This window comes from Salinarimonas rosea DSM 21201, from assembly GCF_000429045.1.
Lineage (GTDB): Bacteria > Pseudomonadota > Alphaproteobacteria > Rhizobiales > Beijerinckiaceae > Salinarimonas > Salinarimonas rosea.
On sequence record NZ_AUBC01000007.1, the window covers coordinates 250,237 to 268,674 of the forward strand.

15 protein-coding genes are annotated in these 18,438 nt (G+C 73.6%); 7 read left to right on the plus strand and 8 right to left on the minus strand.

Features of this window, described 5'->3' with window-relative positions; genetic code table 11:
- Window positions 1–2: 2 nt before the first annotated feature.
- Both G407_RS0107715 and G407_RS32035 read right to left on the minus strand, forming a co-directional pair.
- The gene (locus G407_RS0107715) at window positions 3–428 is read right to left on the minus strand and encodes a response regulator (RefSeq protein ID WP_029030353.1); all 426 of its coding nucleotides are present in this window, start codon (window positions 426–428) and stop codon (window positions 3–5) included.
- On the minus strand, window positions 425–2,515 hold the full coding sequence (locus G407_RS32035; protein ID WP_052341077.1) for a sensor histidine kinase: 2,091 nt from the start codon (window positions 2,513–2,515) through the stop codon (window positions 425–427). The genes G407_RS0107715 and G407_RS32035 overlap by 4 nt, the downstream gene beginning before the upstream one ends.
- Window positions 2,516–2,809: 294 nt before the next feature.
- Between G407_RS32035 and G407_RS0107725 the strand changes: the two genes are divergently transcribed.
- On the plus strand, window positions 2,810–2,956 hold the full coding sequence (locus G407_RS0107725; protein ID WP_029030354.1) for a hypothetical protein: 147 nt from the start codon (window positions 2,810–2,812) through the stop codon (window positions 2,954–2,956).
- Complete coding sequence (locus G407_RS0107730; RefSeq protein ID WP_029030355.1) at window positions 2,953–3,984, plus strand: tyrosine recombinase; 1,032 nt, start codon at window positions 2,953–2,955, stop codon at window positions 3,982–3,984. The genes G407_RS0107725 and G407_RS0107730 overlap by 4 nt, the downstream gene beginning before the upstream one ends.
- Window positions 3,985–4,001: 17 nt before the next feature.
- On the opposite strand, the gene G407_RS0107735 is transcribed toward G407_RS0107730, so the two are convergent.
- The 3 genes from G407_RS0107735 to G407_RS0107745 all read right to left on the minus strand — a co-directional run bounded on the left by G407_RS0107735 (window position 4,002) and on the right by G407_RS0107745 (window position 9,551).
- A complete protein-coding gene (locus G407_RS0107735; RefSeq protein WP_043539173.1) occupies window positions 4,002–5,639 on the minus strand; it encodes an alpha-D-glucose phosphate-specific phosphoglucomutase in 1,638 nt (545 codons plus the stop codon).
- Between the two features lie 78 nt (window positions 5,640–5,717).
- Complete coding sequence (locus tag G407_RS0107740; protein WP_029030357.1) at window positions 5,718–8,453, minus strand: DUF2339 domain-containing protein; 2,736 nt, start codon at window positions 8,451–8,453, stop codon at window positions 5,718–5,720.
- Between the two features lie 72 nt (window positions 8,454–8,525).
- Entirely contained in the window at window positions 8,526–9,551 is a 1,026-nt protein-coding gene (locus G407_RS0107745; protein ID WP_043539174.1) for an NAD-dependent epimerase/dehydratase family protein, read from the minus strand.
- A 354-nt stretch (window positions 9,552–9,905) separates the two neighbouring features.
- On the opposite strand from G407_RS0107745, the gene G407_RS0107750 reads away from it, so the two are divergent.
- Together G407_RS0107750 and G407_RS0107755 are read left to right on the plus strand one after the other, a co-directional pair.
- Complete coding sequence (locus tag G407_RS0107750) at window positions 9,906–12,131, plus strand: transglycosylase domain-containing protein (protein ID WP_029030359.1); 2,226 nt, start codon at window positions 9,906–9,908, stop codon at window positions 12,129–12,131.
- The gene (locus G407_RS0107755; RefSeq protein ID WP_029030360.1) at window positions 12,128–13,717 is read left to right on the plus strand and encodes a hypothetical protein; all 1,590 of its coding nucleotides are present in this window, start codon (window positions 12,128–12,130) and stop codon (window positions 13,715–13,717) included. Before G407_RS0107750 ends, G407_RS0107755 begins: the two co-directional genes overlap by 4 nt.
- A gap of 21 nt (window positions 13,718–13,738) precedes the next feature.
- Here G407_RS0107755 and G407_RS0107760 read toward each other — a convergent pair whose 3' ends face one another.
- Window positions 13,739–14,251 carry a tyrosine phosphatase family protein gene (locus G407_RS0107760; protein WP_029030361.1) on the minus strand — a complete coding sequence of 171 codons (513 nt, stop codon included), beginning with the start codon at window positions 14,249–14,251 and terminating at the stop codon, window positions 13,739–13,741.
- 296 nt (window positions 14,252–14,547) lie between these two features.
- Here G407_RS0107760 and G407_RS0107765 point away from each other — a divergent pair, with 296 nt between their 5' ends.
- Window positions 14,548–15,219 carry an outer membrane protein gene (locus G407_RS0107765; RefSeq protein WP_029030362.1) on the plus strand — a complete coding sequence of 224 codons (672 nt, stop codon included), beginning with the start codon at window positions 14,548–14,550 and terminating at the stop codon, window positions 15,217–15,219.
- 97 nt (window positions 15,220–15,316) lie between these two features.
- Here the strand turns inward: G407_RS0107765 and G407_RS0107770 are convergent, their stop codons facing one another.
- Window positions 15,317–16,183, minus strand: coding sequence for a D-amino-acid transaminase (locus G407_RS0107770; protein ID WP_029030363.1), 867 nt, complete (start codon window positions 16,181–16,183; stop codon window positions 15,317–15,319).
- Between the two features lie 167 nt (window positions 16,184–16,350).
- Here G407_RS0107770 and G407_RS0107775 point away from each other — a divergent pair, with 167 nt between their 5' ends.
- Window positions 16,351–17,286 (plus strand): dihydrodipicolinate synthase family protein, encoded by a 936-nt coding sequence (locus G407_RS0107775; protein WP_029030364.1) that lies wholly within the window; start codon window positions 16,351–16,353, stop codon window positions 17,284–17,286.
- A 125-nt stretch (window positions 17,287–17,411) separates the two neighbouring features.
- Window positions 17,412–18,062: a DUF4142 domain-containing protein gene (locus G407_RS0107780; protein ID WP_029030365.1), complete on the plus strand. Its 651-nt coding sequence runs from the start codon at window positions 17,412–17,414 to the stop codon at window positions 18,060–18,062.
- 28 nt (window positions 18,063–18,090) lie between these two features.
- Here G407_RS0107780 and G407_RS0107785 read toward each other — a convergent pair whose 3' ends face one another.
- Window positions 18,091–18,438 carry a response regulator gene (locus tag G407_RS0107785; RefSeq protein ID WP_029030366.1) on the minus strand — a complete coding sequence of 116 codons (348 nt, stop codon included), beginning with the start codon at window positions 18,436–18,438 and terminating at the stop codon, window positions 18,091–18,093.

Genomic DNA, 18,438 nt, shown 5'->3' on the forward strand with positions numbered 1-18,438 from the left:
CGTCAGGCCTCTGGCACCTGCATCACGGAAAGGAACAGGCCCAGCTGCCGGATGGCCTGGGCGAACGTCTCGTACTCCACCGGCTTCGTGATGTACACGTTGCAGCCGAGGTCGTAGCAGCGCTGGATCTCGCGCTGGTCGTCGGTCGTCGTCAGCACGATCACCGGCGCGCGCCGCAGGCGTTCGTCGGCCTTGAGCTTGGCCAGGATGTCGATGCCGCTCATGTCCGGCAGGTTCAGGTCGAGCAGGACGAGGAGCGGGCCGTTGGCGCGCACCTCCTCCAGCATGACGTGGGCGAGCGCGGAGGTGCCGTCGACGAAGTGGCGGATCTCGTTGTTCACGCCGGCGCGGCGGACGTTCTTCTCGATGAGGCGGGCGTGGCCCTGGTCGTCCTCGACCATGATGATGGTAACGGGCTGCGGGCTCATGCAGCGCTCTCCTTCTCGTCCTTGTTATCGTCCTTGGACGCCCTGGCGGCGTCGTCGAGCACTTTCGGCAAGGTGATCGTGAATGTCGAGCCCTCGCCTGCCGTCGACTCGACCTCGATCGAGCCGCCGAGCCGGCGCACCAGCGCGCGGGTGTGGGCGAGGCCGATTCCCTCGCCGGGCACGTCCTGGCGGCCCGCGCGGCGGAACAGGTCGAAGATGCGTTCGAAGTCGGTCTGCGAGATGCCGCGGCCGTTGTCGGCGATCGCGAGCCGCACGAGCGGCCCGGTGTCCTGGGCAGTGACCCGGATCTGCCCGGGTCGCGTCGGGTCGAGGTACTTCACGGCGTTCTCGACCACGTTGCCGATGATCTGCTCGAGCGCGAGCCGGTCCGAGGTGATCGTCGGCAGCGGCCCGATCTCGATCGTCGCGTCGCGCTCGACGAGCTGGTGGGCGAGGCTCTCGCGCAGGCTCTCGACGATCTCGGCGAGCGCGACCGGCTCCGCCGACAGCACGCGCCGGCCCTCGCGGGAGAGCTTGAGGATGGCGTTGATCAGGCGATCCATCTTCTGCGTCGAGGCGCGGATGAAGCCGAGCGCCTCGGGCAGGTCGGTCTCGATGGCGCGCCGGGCGTCCTCGCTCGCGATCTCGGGCGCCTTCGCCGCGACCTCGGCGAGGAACGCCTCGACATCGGTGCGCACCGTCTCCAGCTCGGCGGTGAAGCCCATTACGTTGACGAGCGGCGCGCGGAGGTCGTGGCTGACGATGTAGGCGAAGCGCTGGATCTCCTCGTTGGCGGCGGTCAGCTCGGCCGTACGCGCCTGCACGGCCCGCTCGAGGTCGACGTTGAGCTCGGCGAGGCGGGCGCGGGCGCGCTCGAGCTGCGCGGTGCGCCGCTCGACGCGGTGCTCCAGCGTGTGGTTGAGCTCCTCGACCTGCGTCCGCGCCTGCTCCGCCGCGTCGACGGCCCGGGCCTGCCGCACGCTCGCCGCGGTGAGCATGCCGGTAGCCACGAAGCCGGCCAGGAAGATGAACGGGGTGAACACCCGCGGCGACGCCCGCTCGAACAGCGGCGCGGTCTTGAGAACCACGGTCCACTGCTTGTCGGCGATGGTGATGCGCTCGACGCTCTCGAAGCCGAGACGGCCGGGCTCGTCCATGCCGCGGGAGCGGTAGAGCAGGTGCTCCGGCATCGGGGCGACGCCGTCGTAGACCGCGAACTCGAGCTCGCCGCCGAGCCCCTGGAACAGGGCGCGGTCGAACAGGTCGCGGGCGCGGAAGGGCGCGTAGACCCAGCCCTCCAGCAGGCGCCGGCGCTGCTCGACGGTCTCCGGGATGCGCCCGCCGGCATAGACCGGCAGGTAGATGAGGAAGCCCGGCTGCACGTCCTCGTCCGTCTCCTGGACGAGGGTCACGCGCCCCGAGGCCGTCGAGCTGCCGCGGTCGCGGGCGCGCAGCATCGCGCTACGGCGCGTCTCCTCCGACGCCATGTCGAAGCCGATGGCCTGGAGGTTGCGCGCGTCGTCCGGCTGGAGGAGCGCGATCGCGCTGCGCAGCGCTTCCGGTGCGGGCTCGCCCGCCGCTCCGCCCGCGGCACCGTCCTCGATGTCGTCCTCGATGTCGTCTTCTCGGGGCCAGACGGCGAAGTCCTCGACGCCCTGGGCGCGCATCGTCGCCTCCAGAGCCGCCTCGTCGGCGGCGTCCTCGATCAGCGCCGCGTAGCCGACGCCCTGGACGCCCGGGTATTCCTCGTCGATCCGCATGCGCCTGATCAGGGCCGCGAAACGCCCGCGGTCGATGGCCTGCTCGATGGCGAGATGGGCCGCGACGCCACGCAGCAGCCCGACATACAGGCTCATGCGCTCGTCGATCGAGATGACGCGCTGGGCGACGAGGGACTCGAACCGCTGCGCGTCGCGCGCGGCGGCGACGCGGTCGTAGGCCACGCCGGCGACGAGGGTGCTGGCGAGCCCGACGGCGAATACGACGGCGGGGGCGAGCAGGTTGCGCCCCGACAGGCGCGTCAGCCGCTCCCGAAACCTCTTGCCACCGCCGGCGTCCTCACGCCGTGCGGCGTTCATGTCGTCCATGCCGTCGCTCTTGCTTCTTCGTCCGGAGACGTTGCCCACGCGCCACCGACCGGCACGAGGCCATAATGCGGCGAGAGACAACGCGTCACCGCAGCGATGGTTCCACCCCACGGCACCGTCCGAATCGGCGCCGGTGTCGAGCGCCTCCCCGATCGTTCGCAGGGCTAGGCAAGGCGCGAACGGGCGCTTAGGGTTCGCCGACCGCGCCTAGACCGGCCCCGTGGCCCGGAGATGGCGCGACGCGGGCCGTTTCGTGTCGCCCGCGCCGTCCGACAGCCCGGGAGCCCCGAGACCGTGCCGACCCTGTTCCGCCTCGTCGTGTTGCTCGGCCTGCTGGCCGGCTTGGCCTATGCCGGCATGTGGGCGCTCGCCCTTCTCGTCGAGCCGGACGTGCGCGAGATCTCGACGACCGTGCCGCCCTCGCGGCTCGCCCCGCGATGAGCGGACCGGGGCGGGGACGCCCGTCGGCGGGCGCGGCCGCGCGCGGCGACGCTCGGCTCGTCGGGCTCTTCCTCGACATGCTGGCGGCCGAGCGGGGCGCCGCCCGCAACACGCTGGACGCCTACGGCCGCGACCTCGCGGACTACCTCGACTACCTCGCCGAGGTCGGCACCGCCGCGATCGAGGCGCGCGCGGAGACCGTACGCGGCTTCCTCGCCTCCATCGCCGAGCGCGGGCTCAAGGCCTCGTCGAGCGCGCGGCGGCTCTCGGCGGTGCGGCGCTTCCACGCCTTCCTGCTGGCGGAGGGCCTCGCCGCCCACGACCCGACGGCGACGCTGCAGGGGCCGAAGCAGGCGCGCGGACTGCCGAAGACGCTCTCCGTGGACGACGTCGACCGGCTCCTCGCTGCCGCGACTGAGGCGGCGGAGGTGCCGGGCATCGGCGCGAAGGCGCGGCTGCGGGCCCTGCGGCTGCGCTGCCTGCTGGAATACCTCTACGCCACGGGGCTGCGCGTCTCCGAGCTGGTCGCCCTGCCGCGCTCGGCGGCGCGCACCCGCGAGCGGGCGCTCGTGATCCGCGGCAAGGGCGGCAAGGAGCGGCTCGTGCCGGTGACCGAGCCCGCCCGGGCGGCGGCGCAGGACTATCTCGAGGCGCTCGAGCGCGACGGCGCCGCAGGGACCACCGCGTCCGGGGAGAGACCGACCGCAGGCACGGCCCGGCTGTTCCCGGCGGACAGCGAGAGCGGCCACCTCACCCGCCAGGCCTTCGCCCGGGAGCTGAAGGCGCTCGCGGGCGCCGCCGGCATCCCCGCCCGGCTGGTGAGCCCGCACGTGCTGCGCCACGCCTTCGCGAGCCACCTCCTGCAGAACGGCGCGGATCTGCGCGTCATCCAGGAGCTGCTCGGCCACGCCGACATCGCCACGACGCAGATCTACACGCACGTGCTCGATGCCCGTACCGCAGCGATGGTGCGCGATCTCCACCCGCTCGGGGACGCGCGGCCCGCGGCGGAGGACGAGCCCGGCTGATCCTCCGCCTCCGCGCGTCAGGTGATCACGCTCGGCTCGGCCCGGCCCATGCGGGCCTCGATCCCGGCGATCTCGCGCGCCGCCGCGACCACGTCCGCCAGCGCCGCACCGACGTCGCGTTCGTGGTCGCCGTCGGCCGGCTCGAAGCGCTCGAGATAGACCCGCAGCGTCGCGCCGGCCGTGCCGGTGCCGGAGAGGCGGTAGACCGCGCGGCCGCCGTTGGCGAAGTAGATGCGCGCGCCCTGCGCGGCGGTGACGGAGCCGTCCACGGGATCGGTGTAGGCGAAGTCGTCCGCGGCCTCGACGCGCAGGCCCGCGGCCTCGGTCCCGGGAAGCGTCGGCAGGCGGGCGCGCAGGTCGTCCATCAGCGCGGCCGCGGCCTCGGCGTCGACCTCCTCGTAGTCGTGGCGCTGGTAGTAGTCGCGCCCGAACCGCGCCCAGTGCGCCCGCACCAGAGCGTCCGCGCTCTCGCCGGTCTTCGCGAGAATATCGAGCCACAGGAGGACCGCCCACAGGCCGTCCTTCTCGCGCACGTGGAACGAGCCCGTCCCCGCGCTCTCCTCGCCGCACAGCGAGATCATCCCCGCGTCGAGGAGGTTGGCGAAGAACTTCCAGCCCGTGGGCGTCTCGTAGCACGTCACGCCGAGCGCGGCGGCGACGCGGTCGACGGCGCGGCTCGTGGGCATGGAGCGGGCGACGCCGACCACACCGTCGGCATAGCCGGGCGCACGATGCGCGTGCGCGGCGAGGATCGCGAGCGAATCGCTCGGCGTCACGAACATGCCCGGCGCGACGATCATGTTGCGGTCGCCGTCGCCGTCGGACGCGGCTGCGAAGTCGAGCCGGTCGGGCCCGGTCATCAGCGCCACGAGCTCGGCGTTGTGGACGGGGTTCGGGTCGGGTTGGTGCCCGCCGAAGTCGGGCAGCGGCGTGCCGTTGACCACGGTCCCCGCCGGCGCGCCGAGCCGCTCCTCGAGGATGGCGGTGGCGTAGGGGCCGGTGACCGCGCTCATCGCGTCGAAGCGCATGCGGAAGCCCCGGGCGAACAGGCCGGCGATGGCGTCGAGGTCGACGAACTGCGCCATCAGCTCGGCGTAGTCGGCGACCGGGTCCACGATCTCGACGATCGTGTCGCCGAGCCGCGTCTCGCCGAGCGAGCCGAGGTCGAGGTCCGGCGCGCGGGCGATGCGGTAGGCCGTCATGGCGCTCGCCCGCTCGTGGATGGCGCGCGTGACGCTCTCGGGCGCCGGGCCGCCGTGGGAGACGTTGAACTTGATGCCGAAGTCGCCGTCCGGGCCGCCGGGATTGTGGCTCGCCGAGAGCACGATTCCGCCGGCGGCGCCGCGCTTGCGGATCAGGGCCGAGGCGGCGGGGGTCGAGAGCAGGCCCTCGGCGCCGACGACGAGGCGGCCGATCCCGTTCGCCGCCGCCATGCGCACGATCACCTGCACGACCTCGCGCACGAGGTAGCGCCCGTCGCCGCCCACCACGAGCGTCGCGGCGGGCTTGTCCGGCACGCCGTCGAGGATCGCCTGGACGAAGGTCTCGACGTAGTGCGGCTGGCGGAACACCGCCGTCTTCTTGCGCAGGCCGGACGTGCCGGGCTTCTGGTCCGGGAAGGGTGTCGTCTCCACGGTCTCGACGGCGATGGTCATGCGATCTCCCGTGACGGATGCGGATAGGCGTGTGGGCCGGCAGCATACCGATCGGCGCGCGCCGATCCACCCCGCGCCTTACTGCGCCCCCGCGCCGGATGCGGGGCGCCGCGCCAGCAGCCGCTGCCAGACGAGGCCGATGCCCACGAGCGCGAGGCCGAGCCCGATGAAGGAGACCGCACGCAGCACGCCCTCGAGATTGGCGAGGTCGAGGAGGAAGACCTTCACCACGGCCGCCGCGAGGAACGCCATCGCCACGAGGCGCGCACGCCGCGAATCGCGCACGAACCCCACGGCGAGCGCGGCGAGGGCCAGCGCGATCAGCGCCGCGGAGTAGGCCCACATCTCGGCTTCCGTCGTCGGCCGGTCGAGCCCGATTCGGGCCCCGAGCGCCGCGTGGCGGATCGAGAGGCCGATCCAGGCGACGGCGAGCGCGAGCGAGAGCCAGCCGGCCGCGGCCACGAACCAGGGCGGGCGCACCCCGCGCGCGGCGACCGCCAGCGCGGCCGCGAGGGCCGCCGGCAGGGCGTAGGCGAGCAGGAGGTCGTTGAGGACCGGAACGCCGGCGATCGGCTCGTCCGTGACGAGCGGGTTCGCGCCCAGCCCGAGGCCCAGCGCCACGAGCGCGAGCGAGAGGGCCGCGAAGGCGAGGCTCGCGATGCCGGTGACGGGGTCGCGGCGGGCGATGTCGAGGCGCGTCGCCAGGATCGAGAACGCCAGCGAGGCGGTGGCGAGGAGGCCGATCTCGACGTGGTCCGTCGCCTGCGCCAGCGGATCACCGCCGTGCAGGGCGTGGCGGATCTGGAAGAAGACCAGGAAAGCCCCGAGCACGAAGGCGAGGCTCTCGGCGAAGCGCGAGACGCCGTCGCGGCGGGTGCGGTCGAGGAGCCGCGCCGCGAGCGCGAAGGACGCCGCCGGCACGCCGTAGCCGACGAGGAGCCAGTTGAGCAGGATCGTGCGCCCGGGATCGTCGGCGAGCACGGGATCGGCCACCAGCCGCGCGAGCACGACGACGCCGAGGACGCCGACCGCCCACCGCAGCGTCGCGATCCCGGTGCGGTCCGCGACATACGCGCTTCCCAGCGCCGAGAGCGCCAGCGCCACCGTGAGCGAGCCGCGGTCGAGGGTGAAGACGAGGCCGGCGGAGAGCGCCGAGAGCGCCGCTGCGGCGCTGCCGGCGAGGAGGAGGCGCCCCGGCGTCTCGCCGTCCCGCGCCGCGAGACGCGGCTGGAGCCATGCGGCGAGCGCGGCGTAGGCGATGGCGAGGCCGGCCGCGACCGCCGCGAACGGCAGGACGGGCGCGGCGTCGAAGCTGCGGAACGCGTCGGTGAGCACCCAGTAGACGGTGACGAGCACGAGGAGCGGCGCGCCGGACGCGGCGGCGACGAGGGCGGCGGCCGGGAGCCGCGGCAGTGCCGGGCCGCGCAGGAGCCGCAGGCCGGACGCCGCGGCGATCGCTGCCGAGGCGAGCGCGGCGAAGGCGAGGAAGGCCTCGAGCGCCTGCGGCCAGGGCGTGCGTGCGACACCGCCGGGAACGAGGCGCTGCGGCTCGTCCGCCATCTCCCAGGCGAGCGGCCAGGTCGCGAGCGCGCCGGCCACGACGATCGCGGCGAGGAGCGCGCCCGCGGCGGCGGGGGCGAAGCGCAGAGCGGTCGCCGTCAGAACGGCAGCCACCGTGCCGGCGAAGGCGACGCGCGCGGCGGGGCCGACGTCGCCGCTCTCGACCGCCAGCAGCGCCAGCGTCGCGCAGCCCGCGAGTACGCCGGTGGCGACGAGGTCGAGCATCGGCCGCGGCGCGCGGTCGCGGCCGTAGGGCAGCACGACGAAGGCGCCGGCGGCGAGCGCGGTCTGGAGCGCGATGTGCACGAGGCCGGGCGCATGGTCGCCGAAGGCGAGCAGCGTCAGCACCAGGGCCCACAGCGCGGCACCGATCGCGGTCGCGAGCGCGAGCCAGCGCCAACGCCGCAGCCGTGCGACGCCGTAGGCGGCGATCGCCACGAAGGCGAGGTAGGGGGGCAGCGGCCAGAGGCTCGGCGTGTCGCTCTCGACGAGGAGCGGGGCGGCGAAGGCGCCGACGAGGCCGATCGCCGCGAGCGCGGGCCCGTGCAGGGCGGCCGCGAGCATCGTCGCCAAGGCGACCGCGGCGAGGAGAAGGAAGGCGGCCGCGGGACCGATGAAGCCGTAGAGCGCGAACGCGGCGTAGACGACGGCGAAGGCCGTGGTGGCCCCGGCCGCCGTGAGCGCCCCCGGGGCGTAGGCGCTGCCGTAGGCCGGAATCGGCGCCGTGCGCCGACGCAGGACCTCGCCGCCGGCGATCAGCGCCGCCGCGAACAGCGCGCCGAGCGCGATCCGGGCGCCGGGACCGAGCAGGCCCGCCTCGATCGAGGCGCGCACCAGGAAGACGCCGCCGAGCGCGAGCGCGAGCCCGCCGATCCAGACCGCCCAGCGGGTGCCGAACCGCTCCTCCAGCCCGGGCCGAGGCGGCACAGGCGACGCCTGGGGCGGCGGGGGCGGCGGCATCTCCGGCAGCGGCGCCGGCTCGAAGCCGGCCTCCGGCGGCTGCTCCTCCTCCGGCGCGGACGGCGGCTCCTCCCGCAGCACGTCCGCCGTCGGCGGCGCCTCGCGGGAGGGGGCGGGAGGCGGAGAGGGCATCGTGCGCAGTGCGACGAGCGCGCTCTCGGCGGTGGCGAGACGGTTCTCGAGCCCGCGCAGCCGCTGGCGGGCATTGTAGGCGATCACGAAGGCGGCGATCGCCAGGATAGGCAGCGAGAGGACGGCGAGCCCGATGAGGAGAAAGAAGATTTCGTCGTCCACGGCCGCGCGCTCCCGGGGAACGGCTCGTCGCGAGCCGCCGCAACGCTTAGCCCAAGTCGCGCCGCTGCGCCATCAGGTCGCAGACGGGCCGTAGTGCTCCCGGTACCAGTCGACGAACCGCCGCACGCCCTCCTCGACCGGCGTCGACGGCCGGTACCCGGTGAGCGCCTCGAGCAGCTCCGCGCGGGCGAAGGTGGCGGCGACGTCGCCCTTCTGCATCGGCAGCATCGTCTTCCGCACGGGCACGCCGAGCGCCGCCTCGATCGTCTCGATGAAGGGCATGAGCCCCACCGGCTGGCCGCCGCCGATGTTCACCACCCGCCACGGCGCCGCGGGCGAGAGCGAATCGAAGGGCGCGATCGGCGCGCCTTCCACCGGCGGCGTGTCGATCAGGCGCACGATCGCCTCGACGAGGTCGTCGATGTAGGTGAAGTCGCGCTGCATGCGGCCCTCGCCGTAGACCTCGATCGGCGTGCCGGCGAGCGTCGCGCGCACGAACTTGAACAGCGCCATGTCGGGCCGGCCCCAGGGACCGTAGACGGTGAAGAAGCGGAAGGCGGTGGTCGGCAGCTTCCACAGGTGCGCGTAGGAATGCGCCATCGTCTCCGTCGCCTTCTTCGTGGCGGCGTAGAGCGTCAGCGGATGATCGGCCCGGTCGGTCTCGCCGAAGGGCATCTCGGTGTTCGCGCCATAGGCGGAGCTGGTCGAGGCGAGGAGGAAGTGGGTCGGCGCATGCCGCCGCACGCCCTCCATCACGTTGAAGGTGCCCACCAGGTTGGCGTCGACATAGGCGCGCGGGTTCTCGAGCGAGTAGCGCACGCCTGCCTGGGCGGCGAGGTGGACGACGACGTCCGGCGTCGCCGCGTCGAAGACCTCCTGGAGCGCCGCGTCGTCCTCGAGCATGATCTCGTGCGCATGGAAGGCATTGGAGCGGCGCAGGCGGGCGTGGCGCGCCTCCTTCAGCGAGACGTCGTAATAGGTCGTCATCCCATCCACGCCGGTGACGAGCCATCCGTCCGCGAGCAGGCGCTGCGCGACGTGGAAGCCGATGAAGCCGGCGGTGCCGGTGACGAGGGCCTTGCGCGGCGGGTGAACCATGGCGATGCGCTCCTTCGTCGGGGTCGATAGCCCGATCGCCCCCGTCGGGCAACGACGCCGGGCAGCCGCGCGCGACGCAGGGGCGTTGCCGCGGAGTGTTTCACGGGAAACGTCCGTTCCGCCGCGCCGCGTCGCACCCGAACGCCACCTGCGGCGTTATCGCCGCATCGCGGATGCGCGGTGCGCCGTCACAAGTTTTCCACACCGCGGCGCGAAAGCGATGCGGTGCCTGGCATTCGCCGAGCGTCAACCTGGACGTAACCGATGTTAGGGTGCAAATGAGAATCGCAGCGGCTCGCGAGTGCGCGTTCGGGCGAAGCGCCGACTAGACCCTTCCTGGAGACACGCCGAATCATGTCCGACGCGTTCACCGCCCTCGCCGCGCTCGTCGCCCTCGGCGCTCCCATCGTCGCCGGGCCGGTGGGCGTCGTGGACGCCAAGCCCGTGCTGGCGCTGCACGGGACCGAGGCGGCGGGTGCCTCCCGCTCGATCGCCATCGTCTACCGGGACGGCGAGGCCGCCGGCCGGCTCGGCGTGGACCGCGCCACCGTGCGCTACGAGGACCTGCCGGGGCAGTTCGTGGAGGCCCTTGTCGCCGTGGAGGACGCGAGCTTCGAGCGGCACATGGGGCTCGACCCCGCGGGGCTCGGCCGCGCCGTGATCGGCGCGCTCGGCGGCCGCTCGGACGCCGGCGGCGGATCGACGCTGACGCAGCAGCTCGCCAAGAACGCGCTCGTCGGCGATTCGGCGACGCTCGAGCGCAAGGTCGCCGAGGCCATCGTGGCGGTGATGACGGAGAGCGTCGCCTCCAAGGAAGAGATCATCGAGAGCTACGCCAACGCGGTCTATTTCGGCCGCCGCTCGGACGGCGCCGCCAACGCCGCGCGCAACTGGTTCGGCCGCGACTGGGACGCCCTGACACTGCCCGAGCACGCCTTCCTCGCCGGCGTCCTGCGCGCGCCGTCGGGCCTCGACCCCCTGCGCAGCGCCGAGCGGGCGAAGGTCCGGCGCGACCACGTCCTCTCCCGCATGGCCGAGGTCGGCTTCATCGACGAGACCACGCGCGATGCGGCGCAGGCCTCCGGCATCGCCGTCGCGCCGCCGCCGCCGCCCCCCCGCGCCGGCGCCGCGCCCGACGATCCGGACTATTGGGTGCTTTCGGAGGCCCGCCGCTTCCTCGGCACGGGGACCTATCTCGACCAGGCGGCCGATCGGCCGTTCCCGACCACGATCGACGCCGATGCCCAGGCGATGGCGCAGCGCGCGCTCGACGAGGTGCTCGAGCCGGTGAACCGCCGCCTGCCCGACGCGCCGCTGGGCCGCGTGCCGGAGCGCGTGCTCGATCGCGCCGCGGAGAACCCGGACGCGCTCTGGCTTGCCGCGGACCGCGTCGTCGCCCGCCTGCCGGACGGCTTCCTGCGCGTGATCACGGGCCGCAACGGCCCGATCGTCGAGCCGCGCGATCCCGTCGACACGACCGGCGCCACGGCGGCGGACGTCCCCGCTCCCGCCCCCTCCGCGCCGGAGCTCCCCCGCGGTGCGGAGCTCGGCGACGTCTTCGTCCTTCTGCCGAACGGCGAGGTCCAGGGTCGCCCCCGGGTGCAGGGCGCGCTCGTCGCCATCGATCTCGCCACCAACGAGGTGATCGCCTCCGTGGGCGGCACGCGCAGCTGGGCGAGCGGCTTCGACCGCACCCGCGCCCAGCGCCAGCCCGGCTCCGCCTTCAAGCCCTTCGTCTGGCTCGCGGCCCTCGAAGGCGGCGTGCTGCCGCAGGACTGGGTGCTCAACGGCCCGATCACCGTGACGGTCGGCAACGAGGTCTGGTCGCCGGGCAACTACGATGGCGGCGGCGGCAGCTACACGCCGGTCTTCACGGCGCTGGAGCGCAGCTACAACCAGGTCGCCGCCCGCCTCGCCATGCATGTCGGCATGGAGGAGGTCCGCCGCGTCGCCGTCTCGGCGAGCCTCTACCCGCCCGACGAGCGTGGCCTGCTCTATCCCTCCGCCTCGATCGGCGCGGTGGAGACATCGCCCTACCGCATGGCGCTCGGAATGGCCGCGCTCGACCCGCGCTCGAGCGACATCGCCAGCCGCGCGTACCTCGAGGACCTCGAGCGGATGATGCGCGGCGTCGTCCTGCGCGGCACCGCGGCGGGCGCCTTCGCCAACGGGCCCGAAGGCGTCGTCGGCAAGACGGGCACCTCGCAGGAGCACCGCGACAGCTGGTTCGTGGGGCGCACCGGCGATCTCGCCTTCGCCGTCTGGATCGGGCGCGACGACGATCGCCCGCTGCCCCCCATCAACGGCCGGCTGGCGACCGGCGGCTCGTTCGCCGCGCCGATCGCCGCGTCCTTCCTGCGCGAGGCGCGCGCCGCCGGAATCACCACGGCGACCATCGAGGCGCCGCTCTTCGCCCGCGAGGAGATGCCCTACTGGCTCGCGCCCGAGCCCGAGCCGGAGCCGCAGCCCGAGCCCCGCGGCGGAGGCGGCTGGTGGGCCGGCCGCTTCGAAGGCCAGCGTGGCGACCCCTATGCCGGCGCCGCGCCGGCGGAAGCATGGAGGCCGGGTTGGGCCCAATGAACGGTTCGTCGTCGACCCGCGCCGCGCGCCTCGCGGGCGTGGCCCTGATCGCGCTCACGCTCGGCGCGGGACTCGCGCCGCACGGCGTCGCCGCACAGCCCGTGGCGCAGGCGCTTCCGCCCGAGCGGGCGGAGGCGCCGGAGGTGGCGCTCGGCAGGTTCCTCTCGCAGGCCCATCCCGTGCTCGAGCGCGCCACCTGGTCGAGCGTCGCCTGGGACGGCGCGCCCGTTTCCGTGCGCCTGCCGGCCGACCACCCGCTCGCCGGCGCCGGCGGCGCCGACGCCCGGCGGATCGTCCCGGACCTGACCGCGAGCGGCCTGTCTCTCGCCGTCGGCTGGCGCGGCACGCGGCTCGCCGCGGCGAACGCGGCGCTCGTGGGCGATCACCTTGTGCTCGAGGGCTTCACGCTGGAGAACGACGGCGGCACGCTCGGCGCCGATCTCGTGGTCCTCTCCGCGCAGGCGCTGCGGACGCTGGGCGCCGCCGCGACCGGAGTCCTCCCGGATGCCGCCGCCCCCGCCGACGTGGTGATCGAGGACGTCGCGATCGAGGTCCGCCGGAGCGTCGACGATCCCGCTCGCGGCAGCTTCGCCTCGCGCTTCGCGGCCGAGCACCTCGTGCTCGACGGCCTCGTGGCACGCCCGGGGGAAGCGAGCGAGGACGCCCCCGGCGTCCCGGCGCTCGACATCGCCGGCTTCACCGCGCGCGGCCTGTCGGGCAGCGCACGCTTCGCCGGCGCGGCGGAGTTCACGCTCGGCAGCCTCGCGCTCGAAGGCTCGCCGCGCAGCCTCACCCGGGTGGCCCAGTCCGCGCTCGGCCTCGCCGAGGCTCCCGACGACGCGGCCCGGCTGTTCTCTCTCTCCTTCGAGGACCTGCTCTTCCGCGCCCGGCGTCCGGGGGCGGAGCCGGCGGTCTTCGTCGCCGAGGAGGGCGGCGTCTACGTCAACCTCGGCTCGTCCGCCTCGCGCGCGCGGATCGACCTCGGCGGGGCGCGGGCGTCCGCGGCGCTCCTCGCCGGCACGCCGATCGAGGAGCCCGCGCGCACGATCGCCGCGTCCGCCTCCGCGCAGGGTGTCGATGCCGGGGGGCTCGAAGGCGCACCGCATCTGAGCCTCGACGTCTCCGCCGATGCGGTGCTGCGCCCCGGGCGCCTGCGCCTGCGTCTCGTCTGCCTCGCCGCGCCCGGCCTCGCCGACGCGACGGCGGAGGTCGACCTCGAGGTCGACGAGGATCTCGACCTCTCCGAGCTCGGATCGCGCGATCTCGCCCGCGCCCGCGCCCGCACGATGTCGGTCGCCGTCGTCGATCACGGCCTCGCGGACCTGGTGCGAACGCTCGCCGGGCGGCCGATGTCCGAGATCGCAGGGGACATCGCGGCTTCCGTGGTGCAGGAGGCCGCGGGCCTGCCGGCCACGGTCGCGCGGCTCACCACCGCGCCGCTGGCCGGTGCGGTGCGCACGCTCGAGGAGGAGGGCTCGCTCGCCGCCGCCTCGCCGACGGCCGCCGCCGTCCCGCTCGCCGCGGCCGGGCTGCTCGCGTCCGCCGGTACGGCCGAGCCCGGCGATCTCGACGGCTGCGGCCGCTGAGGCGGCACGCAGCCCGACGGCTCAGTCCAGCGCCAGCGTGAACGGCACGCCCTCGTAGGCGTCGGCCCCGCGACCGATCGCGGCGACGGCGTCGACCATGCGTCCGCGGCGCCCGAGCAGCTCGTCGGCGACGGCGACGATCCGCCGGTTGGGCGTCGCCATCGGCGAGGCCGCCCGCAGCGCCAGCGCGATCACCGCCTCGTCGCGCTCGGGCGCGAGCGCGCAGGCGGCGACGAAGGCGCTCGCCGTGGAGCGGCTGATCCCCGCCCAGCAATGGATCACGAGCGGCGCCGCGCGGTCCCAGGCGCGCACGAAGCCGAGGAAGGGCCCGACGTGCTCGATCCCGGGCAGGACATGGCCGTCCATCGGCTCGACGATGTCGCTCATGAACAGCGTCAGGTGGCGATCCTCGGCGATGGCGGCGGGACGCGCGAGCGCCGTCCCGACGCCGGCGAGCGTGACCAGGTGCGACGCGCGCGTCGTGCGGACGGTCTCGTCGAGACGGGAGAGGGGGCAGACCTGCAGGTACGGCATGGCCGCGAGGGATCGCAGCCGTGCGTGCGGCTGTCAACGCGTGGATCCGCGCGTGAGGGACACGCCGACAGGGTGAACAATTCGTTGAGAAAACGAGGTCGAAGGTTCCTCGTATTCGGCACTGCCTCGCTTTCGACACAAAGTCGCCGACAAGACGGCGTGAGCATGTTTAACTAGTGATTAAGTTGCAGAAATACAACGTACTGCGTCAATGCTTCGGTAACCGGTCCGCGCGACTTTCGCGCCATGGGACTCCGCGCTATGTGTCCGCCATCCCACCAAGAGGACCAAACATCATGATTCGCCTGCTCATCGCCTCCACCGCGCTCGTCGCGCTCTCGGCGGCCGCCGTCGCAGCCGACCTGCCGGCCCGGACGCAGCCGGCCCCCTTCGTTCCGTCCGCGCCCCCCGTCTTCACCTGGACCGGCTTCTACGCCGGTGTGAACCTCGGCTACGCCTGGGGCGACTTCACCGGCACGACCGGCGGTGCGCTCTACGACGAGGGTGACGGCTTCGTCGGCGGTGGCCAGCTCGGCTACAATGCCCAGTTCGGCCAGTTCGTCGCCGGTCTCGAGACCGACCTGCAGTGGACGAACTTCGAGGGCGGCCCCGCCGTCCCGGGCGCGCTCGCCGGCACGGTCAGCGAGGCCCAGCTCGACTATTTCGGCACCGTGCGCGCCCGCGCCGGCGTCGCGCTCGACCGCACTCTCGTCTTCGCCACCGGCGGCTTCGCCTACGGCAGCGCCGACGTGACGGCGGTCGTCGGCGGCACCACCTTCTCCGACGACCAGACCCATTGGGGCTGGACGCTCGGCGGCGGCGTGGAGCACGCCTTCACCAACAACCTGACCGCCAAGGTCGAGTACCTCTACACCGACCTGGACAACGAGACCTACAACCTCGACGTCCAGCGCAAGGCCGGCGTCGAGTTCTCCACCGTCCGCGCGGGCCTGAACTACAAGTTCTGATCCCGCGTCCCCGGTCGGGACGAGACGCACGACGCCCCGCCCTCCTGCCGGAGGGCGGGGCGTTCGCATGATGGGGGCGGCTGCAGGACGCGGACGCTCAGCCGCTCGCGAGCGATCCGTCCCGCGCGAGCGCGATGTAGACCTCGCGCAGACGACGCGCCACCGGCCCCGGCGTGCCGGTCCCGACCGTGCGCCCGTCGATCGCCACGATCGGCATCACGAAAGCGGACGCCGAGGTGTAGAACGCCTCCTTGGCAGCGTGCGCCTCCTCCACGCTGAACAGCCGCTCCTCGACGACGAGCTGCATCTCGCGGGCGAGATGCATGACGGCCGTGCGCGTGATCCCCGGCAGGATCGCCGTCGAGAGGGGCCTGGTGACGAGCCGGTCGTCGGCGGTGAGGATGAAGGCCGACGAGGAGGACCCCTCCGTCACGTATCCGTCCTCCACCATCCACGCCTCTGCGACGCCGGCGCGGGCGGCTTCCTGCTTGGCCAGAACCTGGGCGAGGAGCGCCACCGACTTGATGTCGCGCCGCTTCCAGCGCAGGTCCGGCACGGTGACGACGGCGACGCCGGTCTCCGCCGCCGGCGCGCCGAGGATGCGCTTGGCCTGCGTGAACATCACGACCGTGGGCGTCGTCCCCTCGGGCGGGAAGGCGAAATCGCGCTCGGCGACCCCGCGGGTCACCTCGATGTAGACGAGCCCCTCGGCGAGGTCGTTGCGGTGGGCGAGCTCCTGCATGAGCCGCATCCACTCCTCGGCGGCATAGGGGTTCGCGATCTCGATCTCGCGCAGCGACCGGTCGAGCCTGGCGAGATGGGCGAGCGCGTCGACCAGCTTGCCGTCGACGAGCGCGGCGACCTCGTAGATGCCGTCCGCGAACAGGAAGCCGCGGTCCATGACCGGGATGCGGGCCTCCTCGTAGGGGACGAAGTCGCCGTTCAGGAACACGGTGCGGGACATCGGAGCGCAGCCTCTTCTCGTCTCTTCGGGAGGTCGCGACCACACCACGGCGGGGGCGCCTCCTGCAAGCGGGCCGAAATGCGCATGCGTGTGGGTGCGCTTGCGCGCCTGCGCCCCGCGCCCTAGCGTGCGCGCCTCGTTCGACCCGCTGCCAGGAGCCCTCCCCCATGCTCGACGCATCCGCGAAAGGCGTCTACGTCATCGCCCCGACCCCCTTCCACGAGGACGGGCGCGTCGACGAGGCCTCCATCGACCGGATGACGGACTTCTTCGTCGCGGCGGGCGCCACCGGCATCACGGTGCTCGGCATGATGGGGGAGGCGCCCAAGCTCGACGCCGAGGAGGCGCTCGCCGTCGCGGCGCGGGTGATCGCGCGCGCCAGCGTGCCGGTCGTCGTCGGCGTCTCCGCCCCGGGCTTCGCCGCGATGGGCGGCCTGACGCGGGCCGTGATGGCCGCGGGGGCCGCCGGCGTGATGATCGCGCCGCCCTCCTCGCTGAAGACCGACGACCAGATCGTCGGCTACTACGCCAACGCCGCCGAGGCGATCGGCGCGGACGTGCCCTTCGTCGTCCAGGACTACCCGCTCTCCACGGGCGTCGTGATGACGCCCGGCGTCATCCGGCGCATCGTCGCGGACAATCCGGGCGCGGTGATGCTCAAGCACGAGGACTGGCCCGGCCTCGAGAAGATCACCACGCTGCGGGGCTTCGAGGCGGACGGCTCGATGCGCCGGGTCTCGATCCTGTGCGGCAACGGCGGCATGTTCCTCGACTTCGAGATGTCCCGCGGCGCCGACGGCGCCATGACGGGCTACGCCTTTCCGGACATGCTGGCGGACGTGGTGCGGCTCTCGGCGGCGGGCGAGCGCGAGGCGGCACACGATCTCTTCGACGCGCACCTGCCCTACATGCGCTACGAGCAGCAGCCCGGTGCGGGGCTCGCCGTGCGCAAGTACGTGCTGATGCGGCGCGGCATCATCGCGAACGCGACGCTGCGCAAGCCCGGCGGAGGCGTGTCGGCGAAGACGAAGGCCGAGGTCGATCTCCTGCTGGCCCGCCTCGCGCGGCACGATCCGCGCGCCGGCGACCTGCGCCCGGCCTGACGATCGCGCGAGCGGGGGTCCTACTCGCGCGGGGATCCCGCGCGGGAGCGTCGCGGGTCACGCGCGGAACCGTCGGCGACGAAGGCTCGTTCTCTCGGGTGGCATTCACCCCCGGGAGATCAACGTTGGGACCCGTCTCGACCCCGCTCCGTGCGCTCGCGCTCGCCGTCTCGCTTCTCGCGCTCGCGGGCGCACCGCCGCTGCGCGCGCAGGACGGCGTCGACGCCGGCGACGCCCGCGCGCCGGAAGCCGCGCCGTTCACGCCCGAGGAGGCGGCGGAGCGCATCGCGCCGCAGACGCAGCTCGACTGGCGCACGCTCGAGGATCTCGACGCCCCGACCTATCTCGGCCGCCTCGTCGCGCTCGATCGGCTGGCCATGAGGGCCTCCGAGCTGGTGCTCGCGCGCGACCCGCGCCCGCGTACGACCGACGTCGCCCGTGACATCCTCGAGGCGCACGAGGCGGGGCGCGCCATCGCGCAGGAGACGCTTCCCGAAAGCGTGGACGCCGGCCCGGTCGCCCTGCCCGGCGACGGCGAAGCGATGGCGGCGCTCGCGGCGGCGACGCGCCCGATCGATTTCGAGGAACTCTACATCGACGCGATGATCGAGGCGCACCGGGAAGCGGTCGGGCTGACGAGCTTCTACAGGCGGTTCGGCTCCGACGAGAACGTACGCGAGCTCGCGCGGCGCATCCTGCCCATGCTGGAGGTATCCCTCTATCAGGCGGTGACCATTCGTCAGGAGCTCGTCGCAGAGTTCATCGCCGACGGGTGAGCCGTCCCGGAAGGTGGGCTCGAGCCCGTCAGTGGCGCGGCAGCGCCGCGAGGATCGCGTCCTCGCGATACGGCTTGGCGACGAAGCGCGCCCCGCGCAGGTCCTCCGGCAGGTCGCTGGGGCGCGCGGCCGAGACGAAGGCGAAGGGCACTCCCCGCTCTTCCAGCGCCTGGGCGACGCCGAAGCTCTTGCCGTCGGTGAGGTCGATGTCGAGCAGCGCGAAGTCGACCTGCGTCGCGAGCAGGCGGCTCGCCGCGGCGGCGCTGTCGCAGACGCCGACGACCTCGTGCCCGTCGTTCTCGACGATCGCCTGGAGATCCAGGGCGATCAGCGGGTTGTCTTCGCAGATCAGGATACGCACGCTCACATCGCTCAC